Source organism: Luteibacter anthropi (assembly GCF_023699965.1).
In the GTDB taxonomy this organism is placed as follows: Bacteria; Pseudomonadota; Gammaproteobacteria; order Xanthomonadales; family Rhodanobacteraceae; genus Luteibacter; species Luteibacter anthropi.
The window spans coordinates 1,812,045-1,825,880 of the sequence record NZ_CP077072.1 but is presented as its reverse complement, the minus strand read 5'-3'; the positions used below and the strand labels follow the sequence as shown (position 1 = coordinate 1,825,880).

General features: G+C 65.1%; 19 protein-coding genes and 1 tRNA gene. 9 read left to right on the top strand and 11 right to left on the bottom strand.

Annotation, left to right across the window (positions count from 1 at the left end):
- Window position 1: 1 nt before the first annotated feature.
- From atpD to queD, 10 genes are all read right to left on the bottom strand, one after another.
- A complete protein-coding gene (gene atpD, locus KR767_RS08170) occupies window positions 2-1,414 on the bottom strand; it encodes a F0F1 ATP synthase subunit beta (RefSeq protein ID WP_166946148.1) in 1,413 nt (470 codons plus the stop codon).
- 75 nt (window positions 1,415-1,489) lie between these two features.
- Complete coding sequence (gene atpG / locus KR767_RS08165) at window positions 1,490-2,398, bottom strand: F0F1 ATP synthase subunit gamma (protein ID WP_166946147.1); 909 nt, start codon at window positions 2,396-2,398, stop codon at window positions 1,490-1,492.
- A gap of 71 nt (window positions 2,399-2,469) precedes the next feature.
- On the bottom strand, window positions 2,470-4,020 hold the full coding sequence (gene atpA / locus KR767_RS08160) for a F0F1 ATP synthase subunit alpha (protein ID WP_166946145.1): 1,551 nt from the start codon (window positions 4,018-4,020) through the stop codon (window positions 2,470-2,472).
- Window positions 4,021-4,077: 57 nt separating this feature from the next.
- A complete protein-coding gene (locus KR767_RS08155) occupies window positions 4,078-4,611 on the bottom strand; it encodes a F0F1 ATP synthase subunit delta (protein WP_166946143.1) in 534 nt (177 codons plus the stop codon).
- Between the two features lie 2 nt (window positions 4,612-4,613).
- Window positions 4,614-5,084: a F0F1 ATP synthase subunit B gene (locus KR767_RS08150; protein WP_166946141.1), complete on the bottom strand. Its 471-nt coding sequence runs from the start codon at window positions 5,082-5,084 to the stop codon at window positions 4,614-4,616.
- An 83-nt stretch (window positions 5,085-5,167) separates the two neighbouring features.
- Window positions 5,168-5,455: a F0F1 ATP synthase subunit C gene (gene atpE / locus KR767_RS08145; RefSeq protein ID WP_250878767.1), complete on the bottom strand. Its 288-nt coding sequence runs from the start codon at window positions 5,453-5,455 to the stop codon at window positions 5,168-5,170.
- A gap of 78 nt (window positions 5,456-5,533) precedes the next feature.
- The gene (atpB, locus tag KR767_RS08140) at window positions 5,534-6,373 is read right to left on the bottom strand and encodes a F0F1 ATP synthase subunit A (protein WP_166946137.1); all 840 of its coding nucleotides are present in this window, start codon (window positions 6,371-6,373) and stop codon (window positions 5,534-5,536) included.
- 3 nt (window positions 6,374-6,376) lie between these two features.
- Complete coding sequence (locus tag KR767_RS08135; protein WP_166946135.1) at window positions 6,377-6,742, bottom strand: ATP synthase subunit I; 366 nt, start codon at window positions 6,740-6,742, stop codon at window positions 6,377-6,379.
- 169 nt (window positions 6,743-6,911) lie between these two features.
- The gene (locus KR767_RS08130) at window positions 6,912-7,238 is read right to left on the bottom strand and encodes a hypothetical protein (RefSeq protein WP_250878766.1); all 327 of its coding nucleotides are present in this window, start codon (window positions 7,236-7,238) and stop codon (window positions 6,912-6,914) included.
- Window positions 7,239-7,354: 116 nt separating this feature from the next.
- On the bottom strand, window positions 7,355-7,708 hold the full coding sequence (queD, locus tag KR767_RS08125) for a 6-carboxytetrahydropterin synthase QueD (RefSeq protein WP_166946132.1): 354 nt from the start codon (window positions 7,706-7,708) through the stop codon (window positions 7,355-7,357).
- A gap of 202 nt (window positions 7,709-7,910) precedes the next feature.
- On the opposite strand from queD, the gene KR767_RS08120 reads away from it, so the two are divergent.
- Complete coding sequence (locus KR767_RS08120; protein WP_250878765.1) at window positions 7,911-8,534, top strand: LuxR C-terminal-related transcriptional regulator; 624 nt, start codon at window positions 7,911-7,913, stop codon at window positions 8,532-8,534.
- 42 nt (window positions 8,535-8,576) lie between these two features.
- Here KR767_RS08120 and KR767_RS08115 read toward each other — a convergent pair.
- Window positions 8,577-8,653, bottom strand: a tRNA-Met gene (locus KR767_RS08115).
- Window positions 8,654-8,816: 163 nt separating this feature from the next.
- Here KR767_RS08115 and KR767_RS08110 point away from each other — a divergent pair.
- The 8 genes from KR767_RS08110 (at window position 8,817) to KR767_RS08075 (ending at window position 13,828) form a co-directional block, all read left to right on the top strand.
- On the top strand, window positions 8,817-9,359 hold the full coding sequence (locus tag KR767_RS08110; protein ID WP_166946128.1) for an RNA pyrophosphohydrolase: 543 nt from the start codon (window positions 8,817-8,819) through the stop codon (window positions 9,357-9,359).
- Window positions 9,360-9,408: 49 nt separating this feature from the next.
- Window positions 9,409-9,621, top strand: a complete 213-nt coding sequence (locus KR767_RS08105) for a (2Fe-2S)-binding protein (RefSeq protein WP_166946126.1) — start codon at window positions 9,409-9,411, stop codon at window positions 9,619-9,621.
- Window positions 9,622-9,726: 105 nt separating this feature from the next.
- On the top strand, window positions 9,727-10,209 hold the full coding sequence (gene bfr, locus KR767_RS08100; RefSeq protein ID WP_166946123.1) for a bacterioferritin: 483 nt from the start codon (window positions 9,727-9,729) through the stop codon (window positions 10,207-10,209).
- Between the two features lie 121 nt (window positions 10,210-10,330).
- Window positions 10,331-11,074 (top strand): DUF6776 family protein, encoded by a 744-nt coding sequence (locus KR767_RS08095; protein WP_250878764.1) that lies wholly within the window; start codon window positions 10,331-10,333, stop codon window positions 11,072-11,074.
- Window positions 11,061-11,489 (top strand): bactofilin family protein, encoded by a 429-nt coding sequence (locus tag KR767_RS08090; protein WP_166946119.1) that lies wholly within the window; start codon window positions 11,061-11,063, stop codon window positions 11,487-11,489. The genes KR767_RS08095 and KR767_RS08090 overlap by 14 nt, the downstream gene beginning before the upstream one ends.
- Before the next feature lie 30 nt (window positions 11,490-11,519).
- Window positions 11,520-11,906 (top strand): iron-sulfur cluster insertion protein ErpA, encoded by a 387-nt coding sequence (gene erpA, locus KR767_RS08085; protein ID WP_166946117.1) that lies wholly within the window; start codon window positions 11,520-11,522, stop codon window positions 11,904-11,906.
- A 10-nt stretch (window positions 11,907-11,916) separates the two neighbouring features.
- Entirely contained in the window at window positions 11,917-12,903 is a 987-nt protein-coding gene (nudC, locus tag KR767_RS08080) for an NAD(+) diphosphatase (RefSeq protein WP_250878763.1), read from the top strand.
- Window positions 12,904-12,961: 58 nt separating this feature from the next.
- Window positions 12,962-13,828: a cobalamin biosynthesis protein gene (locus KR767_RS08075; RefSeq protein WP_250878762.1), complete on the top strand. Its 867-nt coding sequence runs from the start codon at window positions 12,962-12,964 to the stop codon at window positions 13,826-13,828.
- The last annotated feature ends 8 nt before the right edge of the window (window positions 13,829-13,836 follow it).

The following is a 13,836-nucleotide window of genomic DNA, read 5'->3' as shown; positions in this document are numbered from 1 at the left end:
CTTACGCGGCCTTCTTCGCACCCATGTCCTCGCCCTTCTTGATGGCTTCGTCGATGCTGCCGACCATGTAGAAGGCCTGCTCCGGCAGGTAGTCGAGGTCGCCGTCGAGAATCATCTTGAAGCCGCGGATGGTTTCCTTCAGCGGCACGTACTTGCCCGGCGAGCCGGTGAACACTTCGGCCACGTGGAACGGCTGCGAGAAGAAGCGCTCGATCTTGCGGGCGCGCGACACCGAAGCCTTGTCTTCCGGCGACAGCTCGTCCATGCCCAGGATGGCGATGATGTCCTTCAGCTCCTTGTAGCGCTGCAGGGTGCCCTGGACGCGACGAGCGATGTCGTAGTGTTCCTGGCCGATCACCGAGGCATCGAGCTGACGGCTGCTGGAAGCCAGCGGATCCACGGCCGGGTAGATACCCAGCGATGCGATGTCACGGCTCAGGGTCACCGTCGCGTCAAGATGCGCGAAGGTGGTGGCCGGCGACGGATCGGTAAGGTCATCCGCGGGCACGTAGACAGCCTGGATCGAGGTGATCGAACCGGTCTTGGTCGAGGTGATGCGCTCCTGCAGGACGCCCATTTCCTCGGCCAGCGTCGGCTGGTAACCCACGGCCGACGGCATACGGCCGAGCAGCGCGGACACTTCGGTACCGGCCAGCGTGTAGCGGTAGATGTTGTCGACGAAGAGCAGGACGTCCTTACCCTTGCCCGAGGCGTCCTTCTCGTCGCGGAAGTACTCGGCCATGGTGAGGCCGGTGAGCGCGACGCGCAGGCGGTTGCCCGGCGGCTCGTTCATCTGGCCGTAGACCATCGCGACCTTGTCAAGGACGTTGGAGTCCTTCATCTCGTGATAGAAGTCGTTGCCTTCACGCGTACGCTCACCCACGCCGGCGAACACGGACAGACCCGAGTGCGCCTTGGCGATGTTGTTGATGAGCTCCATCATGTTCACGGTCTTGCCCACGCCGGCGCCGCCGAACAGGCCGACCTTGCCGCCCTTGGCGAACGGGCACATCAGGTCGATGACCTTGATGCCGGTTTCCAGCAGTTCGTTCGCGGTGGCCTGCTCGTCGTAGGACGGGGCTTCGCGGTGGATGACCCACTGTTCCTTCTCGCCGATGGGACCGGCTTCATCGATCGGGTTGCCCAGCACGTCCATGATGCGGCCGAGCGTGGCGCCGCCGACCGGCACCTTGATGCCTTCGCCGGTGTTGCGGGCGACGAGGTTGCGGCGCAGGCCGTCGGTGGAGCCGAGCGCGATGGCGCGCACGATGCCGTCACCGAGCTGCTGCTGCACTTCGAGGGTGATCTCGGTGCCGTCGATCTTCAGTGCGTCGTAAACCTGCGGTACCTGATCGCGCGGGAATTCGACGTCGACGACCGCGCCGATGATCTGAACAACTTTGCCCTGGCTCATGGAATGCTCCGGATGAATCTTCGTAAGGTTCTGGTGAGGCGCCGCGTAATGCGTCGCCATCGCGTGTAGTTTCGGTCAGACCGCGGCGGCGCCGCCGACGATTTCCGAGATTTCCTGGGTGATCGCGGCCTGACGTGCCTTGTTGTAGACGAGCGTCAGTTCGCCGATGACCTTGCTGGCGTTGTCCGACGCGGCCTTCATGGCCACCATGCGCGCGGCGTGTTCGCTGGCGAGGTTTTCCAGTGCGGCCTGGTACACCACGGACTCGATGTACCGCGTCATCAGGTGCTCGAGCACCGTGCGCGCATCGGGTTCGTAGATGTAGTCCCAGTCGTGGGTCTGCTCCAGCTTCACGCCTTCGGAGGCCTTGCCTTCGGCACCTTCCAGCTCGCTGGCCACCAGCGACACCGGCAGCAGGGCCTCGATGACCGGCTTCTGCACGATGGTGTTCACGAAGTCGTTGTAGACCAGGAACACGCGATCGAGCTTGTTGTCGGCATAGGCATCGAGCACGACCTTGATCACGCCGATCAGGTCTTCGAGCTTCGGCTTCTCGCCCAGGTGCGTGGCCGAACCGATGAGGTTCACGCCCTTGATGCGACGGAAGAACTGCACGGCCTTCTGGCCGATGGCCACCACGTCGATCTCGGCGCCCTTGCCCTGCCATTCGCGGATCGAGGCCAGCGTGCGGCGGAACAGGTTGGAGTTGAGGCCGCCGGCGAGGCCGCGGTCCGTCGACACCACGATGAAGCCGACGCGCGCGACATTCTCGCGCTCGGTGAGGAACGGATGCACGAAGTCCGTGCTGGCCTGGGCGACGTGCGCGATGACCTTGCGCATGAGGCGCGCATAGGGACGCGAGGCCTTCATGAGGTCTTGCGCCTTGCGGATCTTCGACGCCGAGACCATTTCGAGCGCACGCGTCACCTTGCGCATGTTCTGCGTGCTCTTGATCTTGGTTTTGATTTCGCGGCCGCTTGCCATGGCTTACTCGTCTGTAAAGGGTGACGCCGGATCACGGGGCGGGCGATGTCGCCGCCCCGTGGGTCTCGCTATTACCAGCTACCGGTCTTCTTGAACTCGTCGGCGGCCGACTTGAAGGTCGCCTCGATGTCCTTGTCCCAGTCGCCGGTCTTGTCGATCTTCGCCATCAGCTCGCCGTGGTTCTGGCGGAAGAAGGCATGCAGGCCCTTCTCGAAGGCGAGCACCTTGTTGACCGGCAGGTCGTCGAGGTAGCCCTTCTCGGCCGCGTAGACCGACACGCCGAGCTCGGCGATCGACAACGGGGAGTACTGCGCCTGCTTCATCAGCTCGGTGACGCGCTGGCCGCGGTCAAGCTGGGCGCGGGTGGCGGCATCGAGATCCGAAGCGAACTGCGCGAACGCAGCCAGCTCGCGGTACTGCGCGAGGGCGAGCTTCACGCCGCCGGAGAGCTTCTTGATGATCTTGGTCTGGGCAGCACCACCGACGCGCGACACCGAGATACCGGCGTTGACGGGCGGGCGGATACCGGCGTTGAACAGATCCGTTTCAAGGAAAATCTGGCCGTCGGTGATCGAGATCACGTTGGTCGGCACGAAGGCCGAAACGTCACCGGCCTGGGTTTCGATGATCGGCAGCGCGGTAAGCGAACCGGTCTTGCCCTTCACTTCGCCGTTGGTCATCTTCTCGACGTACTCGGCGCTGACGCGCGAGGCGCGCTCGAGCAGACGCGAGTGGAGATAGAAGACGTCGCCCGGATAGGCTTCGCGACCCGGCGGACGCTTCAGCAGCAGCGAAATCTGGCGGTAGGCCACGGCCTGCTTGGAGAGATCGTCGTACACGATGAGCGCGTCTTCGCCGCGGTCACGGAAGTACTCACCCATGGCGCAGCCGGAGTACGGCGCGACGTACTGCAGGGCGGCGGCTTCGGAAGCCGAAGCGACGACCACGATGGTGTTGGCCAGCGCGCCGTTCTCTTCGAGCTTGCGCACCACGTTGGCGATCGAGCTGCGCTTCTGGCCGATGGCCACGTAGATGCACTTAATGCCCGAGTGCTTCTGGTTGATGATCGCGTCGATGGCGACGGCGGTCTTGCCCGTCTGGCGGTCGCCGATGATCAGCTCGCGCTGGCCACGGCCGATCGGGATCATCGAATCGATGGACTTGTAGCCGGTCTGCATCGGCTCGTCGACCGACTGGCGCCAGATCACGCCCGGAGCAACCTTCTCGACCGGGCTGGTGCCCACGGCGTCGATCGGGCCCTTGCCGTCGATGGGGTTGCCCAGCGCGTCGACGACGCGGCCAAGCAGGCCCGGGCCGACCGGCACTTCGAGGATGCGGCCGGTGGTCTTGGCGGCATCGCCTTCGCGCAGATGCTGGTACTCACCGAGCACCACGGCGCCGACCGAGTCGCGCTCGAGGTTCAGCGCGAGGGCGTAGGTGTCGTTCGGCAGCTCGATCATTTCGCCCTGCATCACATCGGCCAGGCCGTGGATGCGCACGATGCCGTCGGACACGCTGATGATCGTGCCTTCGTTGCGTGCCTCGGCGCCGAGCTTGAACTGCTCGATGCGGGTCTTGATCAGCTCACTGATCTCGGACGGGTTCAGAGTGGTGCTGGACATGGTCGGTTCCTTGGGTTGCGCCGCTCTCACGGCACCCGGTGGTATGAGAATCTCGTATCAGTGCGTCAGCGCGCTGGCCAGCCGTTGCAGGCGGCCTCGCGCCGAACCGTCGATGACCTGCTCGCCCGTGTCGATGACGACACCGCCGAGCAACGTCGCATCGACGTGCGTATCCAGTTCGATCTCGCGCTTGAAGCGGCGCTTCAGCGATGCGCGCAGCGTTTCCGTCTGCGACGCGTCGAGATCCAGTGCGCTCGTGACCTTGACCTTCAGGGTCGACTCCGACTCCAGCTTGTACTGGTCGTAGAGCGCGGCGATTTCCGGCAGGAGCACCATGCGGCCGTTTTCTGCCAGTTCCTCGAGGAAACGGGCGAACGGCGCATCGGCGGCCATGCCTTGCGGAAGATGGATCGCAACGAGCTGCGTCGGCAGCACGCGCGGATCGTTGCCGAGGCCGGCGACCTGGGGGTCGACCGCAACCGCAGCGGCGAAATTCAGCGCTGCCGACCAGTCGGCAAGCGCACCCGACGCGTGCGCCACCTCGAAGGCGGCGCGCGCGTAGGGACGGGCGAGGGTGAGCGCCTGGGCCATGATCAGATCTCGGCAGCGAGCTGGTCGAGCAGCGCCTTGTGGGCCGCCGGATCGATTTCACGCTGGACGATCTTCTCCGCGCCCTGGACGGCAAGCTTGCCGACCTGTTCGCGCAGCTGCTCACGGGCACGCTGTGCCATCGATGCGATCTCGTCCTGGGCCTGGGCCTTCAGACGGTTGATCTCGTCGGTGGCTTCCACGCGAGCCTTCTCGATGATGGCGTTGGCCTGGGCCTGTGCCTTGTCGATGATCTCGGTGGACTGCAGGCGGGCCTGCTTGATCTCGGAAGCGACCTTGGCGTCGGCATCCTTGAGCTCGGCGCGCGCGCGCTCGGCCGCGGCCAGGCCCTCGGCCACCTTCTTCTGGCGCTCCTCGATGGCACCGTTGAGCTGGGGCCAGATGAACTTGGTGGTAAACCAGACCAGGATCGCAAAAGAGATCATCTGGCCCAGGAAGGTCATGTTGATTTCCATGATCTCTCCGAAAGACTCCGAACGCTTGTGTACTGACGATCACCGTGACGCCAGGGCGTCACGGTGACGGAACGAACGGCTTCTTAGCCGCCGACGGCGGCGCGGATGATGCCGGTCAGCGGGTTCGAGAACGCGAAGAGCAGCGCCACGGCGAGACCGATGATGAACGCCGCGTCGATCAGGCCGGCGAGCAGGAACATACGGCCCTGGAGCAGCGGAACCAGTTCCGGCTGACGGGCGGCCGACTCGAGGAACTTCGAGCCCATGATGGCGATACCGAGACAGGCGCCGAGCGCGCCCAGGCCGATGATCACGCCGATGGCGATGGCGGTCATGCCCTGCACGTGGGCGAGAAGCGAGGCGAGTTCCATGGTGTTCTCCTGGATAAACGAATAGCGAAAGGTGGAAAGAAAACGAACTGAAAGAGGGTGGAACGTCGGTGCGGTGAGTTAGTGGTGTTCCCGCGCCGTGGCGATGTAGACGATCGTCAGCATCATGAAGATGAACGCCTGGAGGGCGATGATCAGGATGTGGAAGATCGCCCAGGCCGTGTTGAACACGACGCCAGGCACGAAGCTGACCCAGCTCACCATCAGACCGGCAATCAGCATGAACACCAGTTCGCCGCCGTACATGTTGCCGAACAGTCGCATCGCGAGCGACACGGGCTTCGACAGGGTTTCGACGACGTTGAGAAGGAAGTTAGGGATCACCAGTACAGCCTTGGCGATCGGGTTGTGTGCGTGGAACGGGGCGGTCATCAGTTCCTTCGTGAAACCGAAGCCACCCTTGGCCTTGATGCCATGACCGATGACGATCAGCAGCACGGCGACCGACAGGCCCACGGTGGTGTTGATGTCGGCGGTGGGCACCAGGCGAAAATAGGTGTGATGCGCCACTTCATGACCCGCGAAGGTCTGGATGAGCCAGCCGGCCAGGTCGACCGGGAGAAGATCCATGGCGTTCATGAAGAACACCCACATGAAGATGGACAGCGCCAGCGGGGTCACCGTACGGCGATCGCCGTGGAAGGTGTCCTTGACCTGCGTGTCGACGAACTCGATCGCCAGCTCGACCAGGGCCTGGCCCTTGGACGGCACGCCCGAGGTGGCCTTGCGCGCGAACAGCCAGAACCACAGGCAGAACACGACGCCCAGGCCGAACGAGATGATGATGGAGTCGGCACGCAGGTTCCAGAACCAGAAATGATCGGTGCTGAAATTCACCGTCATATGGTTCAGGTGGTGCTGGATGTATTCGGTCAGACCGCCTTGCGGTTCGCTCGCCATGCCTCAACCCTTGAATCTGAATGCAAATACGTTGACCGCGTAGCCGACCACCAGGCCCACCAGAGTGGGCAAGGGTGGCAGCTTCCACTGAACCAGAATGAGCAGCAGTCCACCGATGAGCACGACCCAGCGAAGGATCATGCCCACCAGGAACCGCATGAACGTTGCTCCCGCTCCACCCAGCGCACCGAAGGCTCGCGCGGCAAGCAGCGCGGTGCCCATGGCGACGATCAGGGTGCCCCCGAAAGCGGCCAGACCGGCCGACCGCCCCTCCAGGGTGAAAGCGAGCCCTACGACAACGGCTATCACCAGCTGCGCGATGACCACGCGCATGGCTAGATGACGACCGGCTGCAAGACTGTTGAGCAACGCGAGGCTCCCGTGGTTACGCGCAAGGCGGCACCAGCTGGTTCAACGGGCCACGGTGTAATCCGGAAAAGTATACCAGCGGCGTAAACGACTGGACAAGCGAGGAAAGGGCGCTACCACTCGCCGGCGCGACGATCCGTCGCGTCGTTGGAACGCCGTCGCGGCGGGATCAGGCCCTGGCGGGCCGGCCCACCATCGCGCCAAGTGACGTGGCCGTTGCGACGGCGACGTCCATGATGTCCCCTGCGGCTGTCGCGGCACGCTCGACGCCCTCGCGCTGCAGGTGCTCGCCACGCGCCAGGACGGCACGCAGGGCATCGGCATCGGGAGCGAGCATGGCATCGGCCATCAGGCCGGTCGCGGCCCTGGCATGTCCCTCGATGGCCTGCAGATGCAGGTCGGCGACACGTTCCATGCTGCGCCAGGCCAGCGCCTGTGCAGCGGCGGCCTGCTCGACGAAACGGGCGAAATCGGCGTATCCGTTTGCGTTGGCCATGGGTGTCTACCGTCGGGGAACGGGGGGATGCCGGAGTGTAGTCCCGCCTGCTGCAAGGCAGCAACCATAATTTGTTGCGGTGACAGGTTTTCGTTTGCCGGAAATGCCCGTATCCGTCAGCCGGTGTATTCGGCGCCGGAGGTGCAGGTTTCGTGGACCACCACCTTGCACAGCAACGGGACCTCGGGACGCAGGTGCTCGAAGATCCAGCGGGCAAGGTTCTCGCTGGTGGGGTTTTCGAGACCCTCGATATCGTTGAGGTAGTGATGGTCGAGACGGTCGTACAGCGGCTGGAAGCGGGCCTTCAGCTCGCCGAAATCCATGACCCAGCCCAGCACGGGATCGGTGGGGCCCTCCACGTGCAATTCCACATGGAAGGAGTGCCCGTGCAGCCTCGCGCACTTGTGCCCTTCAGGCACATTCGGCAAGCGATGGGCCGCTTCGATGTTGAAGGTCTTGAAGATACGCATGGCCGGTCCGGGAGGCTGGTGACCGCCTAGTTTAGCGGCACCCCCGTCAAAACGCGTGGATACGGCAGGTCTTCACGATCCCTGTCGCATTTCCGGCGATGCGACTGGACTTTTCCCCGATGAACGGTTGCAGTGGAAACTTCACGCGGGGGCGAGGGGGCCCGCGCACAGCCTGCCCATAGCGCTCACAAGGAGGCCTTCGATGGGCCCTGGTCGTGATTCGCCCGGTGGTTCGCCCGTGAGCGGACTGGCCGAGGAGGTATTTGCTGCATTGCCCTGGCCCTGCGTGGTCTGGCCCCGGGACGGGGGCCCGGCTGTCATGGCCAATGAAGCTTTCCGGCGCGAGTTCGGGACCTTGCTTCCCACGAGCCTGCCCGACTGGTTCACCACGCACCTGGAGCCGGGCAATGCGAGCGACGAGTTCGTGATCCGCATAGCGGAACGGGCGCCGCGCCGGTTCCGGCTGACACGGCAGCCGCTGGATCTCGCACCGGCCGCCTTCGACGCCGCCTTCCTGATGCCCCTGCCAGACGACGAACCCGGCAGCGACGAGCCCACGCCCAACAGCTTTGCCATGCTGCGCCCGGACGTGAGCCTGACCCGGCGCGAATCCCAGGTGCTCGACGGCATCATGAGCGGCAAGCTCAACAAGGTGATCGCTGCCGAACTGAACATCAGCCACAAGACGGTGGAGCTGCACCGGGCGAACCTGATGGCCAAGCTCAGGGTGCACAACGTGGTGGAACTGGCCCGCGTGGTACTGGAGCCACCTGCCGTCGGGCGACGGGACGAAGCGCCCGCGGAAACCGAACCGGTGACGGGATGAAAAGAAAAAGGCCGCGCCCTTGGGGGCACGGCTTTTTCGTTTTGGTGGCTAGAGGCGGGCTCGAACCGCCGACCTCAGCATTATGAGTGCCGCGCTCTGACCAGCTGAGCTACCTAGCCATGGAACCTGGTCGTTCGTGAGACGGGCTCACGAAGGCCGGGCAGTTTAATCGGGGCTGGCTCGCCATTCAAGTAGTGCCTTGCCCCCGCTTCCGGCGCTGTGGTTGAATCGGGGCGAAGCGCGACGGTTTTCGTAAGCGCGCCGGGGTTTTGCGGAGGGTTGATGATCGACGCAGATGGCTACCGACCGAACGTGGGAATCGTCCTCCTCAATGGGGACGGGCGCCTGTTCTGGGCGCGCCGCGTCAATCGCGACGGCTGGCAGTTCCCCCAGGGCGGCATGCGCAGTGACGAAACGCCACTGGAAGCCATGTACCGCGAGCTGGAGGAAGAAACCGGCCTGCTCTCCCACCACGTCGAAGTGCTGGCCGAGACCCGCGGCTGGCTGCGTTACCGCCTGCCGAGCCGTTTCGTGCGCCATCACCAGCGCCCCACCTGCATCGGCCAGAAGCAAGTCTGGTTCCTGCTGCGCCTGGTCGGCTGCGAGGGCGACCTGAAGCTCGATGCCTGCGAGAAGCCCGAGTTCGACCTCTGGCGCTGGGTCGATTTCTGGTACCCGGCCAACCACGTGGTCAACTTCAAGCGCCAGGTCTACGAGCGGGCCCTGCGCCAGTTCGCCCCTACCGTCGAGACGATCTGCCGGGTCGAGGTGGGCCGCTGCCCGCAGCAGGCCGAGGCCCAGCGCCGGGCCGTCGAGGGCGGCTAGCCTCCCGTTCACAATCGCGCGGTTGACAATCGTTCGCATTCGCGTTCGAATGCGCGCCATGTACATCTGCATGTGCAATGCCGTCACCGACCACGCCATCCGCCGCGCCGCGGCCGAGGGCGTGGAGTCGTTTTCGGAACTCCAGGCCCGTACCGGCTGTTCCGACTGCTGCGGGGCCTGCGAGTCCGAAGCCCGCCAGTGCCTGCGCGAGGCCGTGGCCGAGACCCGCTCCGTACTGAGCTTCCTCCCCACCCCGGCCTGAGTCGGCACACCGCGTAGCGCGGACGCAAACCGTCTTCATTCTCGTTACGTCATCGTCTTTCCGGGCGACGTATAGTCGCACCCTGCTTATCCAGGGAGACCCCATATGAAGGGCGACGCGAAGGTCATCGAATACCTCAACAAGGTGCTCTACAACGAGCTGGCCGCCATCAACCAGTACTTCCTGCATTACAGGATGTTCAAGGACTGGGGCTACAACGAGCTGGCCAAGCACGAGTACGAAGAGTCCATCGAAGAGATGAAGCACGCCGACAAGCTGATCGAGCGCATCCTCTTCCTCGACGGCCTGCCGAACCTCCAGCACCTGGGCAAGCTGCGCATCGGCGAGAACGTGGTCGAGGCCCTCCAGGGCGACCTCGATCTCGAAATGATCGCCACGAAGGACCTGCGTGAAGCCATCGCCTACAGCGAAGGCATCCACGACTTCGTGAGCCGCGACCTGTTCAAGTTCATCCTTGGCCAGGAAGAAGAGCACATCGACTGGCTCGAAACCCAGTTCAGCCTCATCAAGGACATCGGCCCCGAGCGCTACATGCTCAGCAAGGTCGGATCGATCAACCACGATTGATCTCAGAAGGGCCGCCGCAAGGCGGCCTTGCTGTTTCCGGGTCTGCGGCACGGTTCCTTGACCGTTCCGAAACACAAGGGCTATACCATCGGCCCTTCACGTTTCATCCACGGACCCGTCCATGGCCCCACGCCATCCGCCACGGTTCGTCGTGCGTACGCTCGACGACGCGGCCCGCGAACGCCGCCGGCGCCTCCTGCTGGGAGGCGGCTGGGCCGTGAGCGTGGTGGCGGCCCTGTTGCTGGGCGCCTGGTACGGCGGCCGCAAGCCAGCCAACACGGCCGGTCATGGCGATGCGCAGCGCACGGCCACGGAAACCGAAGACCTCCGCCAGCAGGTGGCCAATCTCCAGCGGGATGCCCAGGTCGGCGATGTCGCCACCCGCGAGCTGAAACGCAACCTCGCCGAGCGCGACGAGGAAATCAGCGGCCTGCGCACCGATCTGGATTTCTACTCCCGGCTGGTCGGCGGCGACAGCCAGCGCCAGGGCCTGCGCATCCAGGGCGCCCGTGGCACGCCGGTAAAAGACTCCCCCCAGGCCTGGAACCTGGTCGTGACGCTTACCCAGAACGCCCGCCGCGGCGAGCTGGTGAAAGGCACCCTCCACCTCAGCGTGGAAGGCATCCAGGCGAGCAAGGTCGTCACCCTCGAAGGTGCGGCCCTCGGTCAGTCCGGCGACCTCGTGGACCAGCCCTTCTCCTTCAAATACTTCCAGCAGGTGCAGACCAGCTTCACCTTGCCCGCCGGATTCCAGCCGGCACGGCTGCGACTGGTCGCCGCCGTGCCCGGCGGCGAATCCGTGGACACCACGATCGCCTGGACCGACGCCACCCGAAACGAGGACGCCAACGATGTTCGGCAGTAACCGCAAGACCCAGCCACCCGCCGTAAGCCCCGCCGCCACCAGCCTGATCGCTCAGGGCGTCGTCCTGCGTGGTGATATCGACTTCCGTGGCGCGCTGCACCTGGACGGCACCATCGAGGGCAACGTACGGGCGGAGGGTGATGGCATTCTCACCATCAGCGAGACCGGGCGTGTCGTCGGGCGCGTGGACGTGCCACACGCCGTCATCAACGGCGGCGTCACGGGCGACGTCGAAGCCCGCGACCGCCTGGAACTGGCGCCGCTGGCCCATATCGAGGGCGACGTGCAGTACCAGGTGCTGGAAATGGCAGCAGGCGCGAAGGTGAACGGCCGGATGATCCATCGGGCGCCGCCCACCGTGCGCCAGCTCGCCGAAAGCGCCACCGAGGTCACCCGGGCACTGACCAAGGCTTGACCTGTCACGGATCGGCGCCATTATGGGCGCATGAACAACCCCTTCCCCATGGCTCCCACCGCCGCCGCGCCGGACTACCGGTCGGCCGGTGCACCCCTGATCTTCACCGAGGCCGCTGCTCGCAAGGTGCATGAGCTGATCGAAGAAGAAGGCAATCCGTCGCTCAAGCTGCGCGTGTACATCAACGGCGGCGGCTGCTCGGGCTTCCAGTACGGCTTCACCTTCGACGAAGACCAGGCCGAGGACGACCTCGCCATCTCCCGCGACGGTGTCACCCTGCTCGTCGATCCGCTCTCCCTCCAGTACCTCACGGGCGCAGAGATCGACTACAAGGAATCCTTCAGCGGCTCGCAGTTCGTCATCCGCAATCCCAATGCGAAGACGACCTGCGGCTGCGGCTCGTCCTTCAGCGCCTGAGCCACCGGGCGTGAGCGCACGGATGGATCGCGACAAGGCCGTGGCGGCGGAAGCCCGCGAGAACGTCTTCGCAGGCGTCGACATCGATCGCATGGCCGAACGCCGCGACGACCGCCTGTGGGTGGAAGAAACCGAACGCGCAGCGGATACCCGCTTCCTGGTGCTCGATACCGAAGGCCGCGCCATGGCCCTCACCGGTGCCGACCTGCCGCAGTGGATGTCGTCGAACATGCGCGCCGAACGCTTCGGCGACGTGCCTGCCACCTTTCTGGGCCTTGCCCGCGATTCCGCCTGGTTCGCGCTGGTGCTCGACGAGGCCCACGTGGAGATCTTCGTCGCCCTCACCGGAGCGCGTCGCGTCGGCTTGCGCGAGGCCGGCCTGGCCTTTCCCGCCTTCGAGGCCGGTCTGTTTGCCTTCGCCAAGGGCGTGACGCACTGGCAGCGACAGATGCGCTTTTGCAGCCTCTGTGGCGCGCCGACGATGGTGGTGTCTTCCGGGCACCGGGTGCAGTGCACGAATCCGGACGAGCCCCACCTGCACTTCCCTCGTACCGACGCGGCGATCATCGTCATCGTCGAACACGAGGATGCCTGCCTGCTCGGCCGGCAGCGCGGCTGGCCCGTGGGGCGCTACTCGACGCTGGCTGGCTTTATCGAGCCCGGTGAGTCGCTGGAAGACGCCGTGAAACGCGAAGTACGCGAGGAATCCGGCGTCGAGGTACTGCACGCTACCTACCATTCCTCACAGCCCTGGCCACTGCCCGCCTCGCTGATGGTCGGCTTCACCGCCACCGCGAAGAACCGCGACATCCGCCTGCGTGACGACGAACTGGAAGACGCCCGCTGGTTCACCGTGGCCGACATCGTCGAAGGCATGGCCAACGGCACGCTCGGCGTACCGCCACCGCTATCGGTGTCCTACCGACTGATTGAGCACTGGCTTGCAGAACGAGGCGTCAGCCTCGATGAACTGGTTTCAGCCACGCCCCGCCGCTGATCCACAGCCCGGCGCCCTTCGCCTACAATCGGGCCATCGACACGCGGACTGCATCGTCATGGCCCTACGCCTCTTCGCCGTACTCATCGCCCTGGTCATCGTCTGGAGCGTGCCCCAGCTTGCCCGCTGGCGCGACGATCGCTGGTTCCGCGCCTGGGTGAGCCGGCTGGGCGATCTCTCCGGCGCGGGTCGCGTGGCGGTGGTGCTGCTCGTGCCTGTCATCGGTTGCGCCATCATCGGCGGCATCCTCCGCGCCCTGCCCCTGTTCGACATTGCCTGGTTTGTCTTCGCGGTGCTCGTGCTGGTCTATGCGCTGGGACCGCGCGAAATCGAGATGGACCTCGATGCCGTCCTGCATGCCCCCGACACGCTTCGCCGCGAAGAGGCCGTGGCCGCCCTGCGCCAGGACGAACAGCCCCTGCCGTGGTTTGCACCGGCACTCGTGGAAGCAACCTTCTACGCTGCCCTGCGTCGTCGCTTCGGCGTGTTGTTCTGGTTCTTCGTCCTGGGCCCCGTCGGTGCCCTCGGCTACCGGCTGGCGCAGTTGCTGGGCCGCGACGCATCGCTTCCGCTGGATGGCGACGCACGCTCTGCGGCGCGACGCCTCGCCGACGCACTCGACTGGATCCCCGCGCACCTCATGGTGTTCGCCATGGCACTCGTTTCCGATTTCGATGCCGTGGTCGGCGCGTGGCGCCATTGGCATCGTCATTCCGGCAGCCCGCGCTCGCGCCTGGAACCGGATTTCCTCGGCGCCGTCGCCCGCGCAGGTGTCGATGCCGACGTGGAAGCCGGCGACGGCTACGTGCAGGATGTAAGCGACCCCATCGCGGAACTCGAAGACGCACGCCGCGTCATACGCCGCGTGCTGATCGTGTGGCTGGCCGTGGTCGCGGTGATCGTGTTGGCGGCGTGGTTCGCCTGAGGCTTCGC

Coding starts and splice junctions, on each gene's coding strand:
- atpD (WP_166946148.1), bottom strand. CDS start 1,414: ATGAGCCAGGGCAAAGTTGTTCAGATCATCGGCGCGGTCGTCGACGTC.
- atpG (WP_166946147.1), bottom strand. CDS start 2,398: ATGGCAAGCGGCCGCGAAATCAAAACCAAGATCAAGAGCACGCAGAAC.
- atpA (WP_166946145.1), bottom strand. CDS start 4,020: ATGTCCAGCACCACTCTGAACCCGTCCGAGATCAGTGAGCTGATCAAG.
- KR767_RS08155 (WP_166946143.1), bottom strand. CDS start 4,611: ATGGCCCAGGCGCTCACCCTCGCCCGTCCCTACGCGCGCGCCGCCTTC.
- KR767_RS08150 (WP_166946141.1), bottom strand. CDS start 5,084: ATGGAAATCAACATGACCTTCCTGGGCCAGATGATCTCTTTTGCGATC.
- atpE (WP_250878767.1), bottom strand. CDS start 5,455: ATGGAACTCGCCTCGCTTCTCGCCCACGTGCAGGGCATGACCGCCATC.
- atpB (WP_166946137.1), bottom strand. CDS start 6,373: ATGGCGAGCGAACCGCAAGGCGGTCTGACCGAATACATCCAGCACCAC.
- KR767_RS08130 (WP_250878766.1), bottom strand. CDS start 7,238: ATGGCCAACGCAAACGGATACGCCGATTTCGCCCGTTTCGTCGAGCAG.
- queD (WP_166946132.1), bottom strand. CDS start 7,708: ATGCGTATCTTCAAGACCTTCAACATCGAAGCGGCCCATCGCTTGCCG.
- KR767_RS08120 (WP_250878765.1), top strand. CDS start 7,911: ATGGGCCCTGGTCGTGATTCGCCCGGTGGTTCGCCCGTGAGCGGACTG.
- KR767_RS08110 (WP_166946128.1), top strand. CDS start 8,817: ATGATCGACGCAGATGGCTACCGACCGAACGTGGGAATCGTCCTCCTC.
- KR767_RS08105 (WP_166946126.1), top strand. CDS start 9,409: ATGCGCGCCATGTACATCTGCATGTGCAATGCCGTCACCGACCACGCC.
- bfr (WP_166946123.1), top strand. CDS start 9,727: ATGAAGGGCGACGCGAAGGTCATCGAATACCTCAACAAGGTGCTCTAC.
- KR767_RS08095 (WP_250878764.1), top strand. CDS start 10,331: ATGGCCCCACGCCATCCGCCACGGTTCGTCGTGCGTACGCTCGACGAC.
- KR767_RS08090 (WP_166946119.1), top strand. CDS start 11,061: ATGTTCGGCAGTAACCGCAAGACCCAGCCACCCGCCGTAAGCCCCGCC.
- erpA (WP_166946117.1), top strand. CDS start 11,520: ATGAACAACCCCTTCCCCATGGCTCCCACCGCCGCCGCGCCGGACTAC.
- KR767_RS08075 (WP_250878762.1), top strand. CDS start 12,962: ATGGCCCTACGCCTCTTCGCCGTACTCATCGCCCTGGTCATCGTCTGG.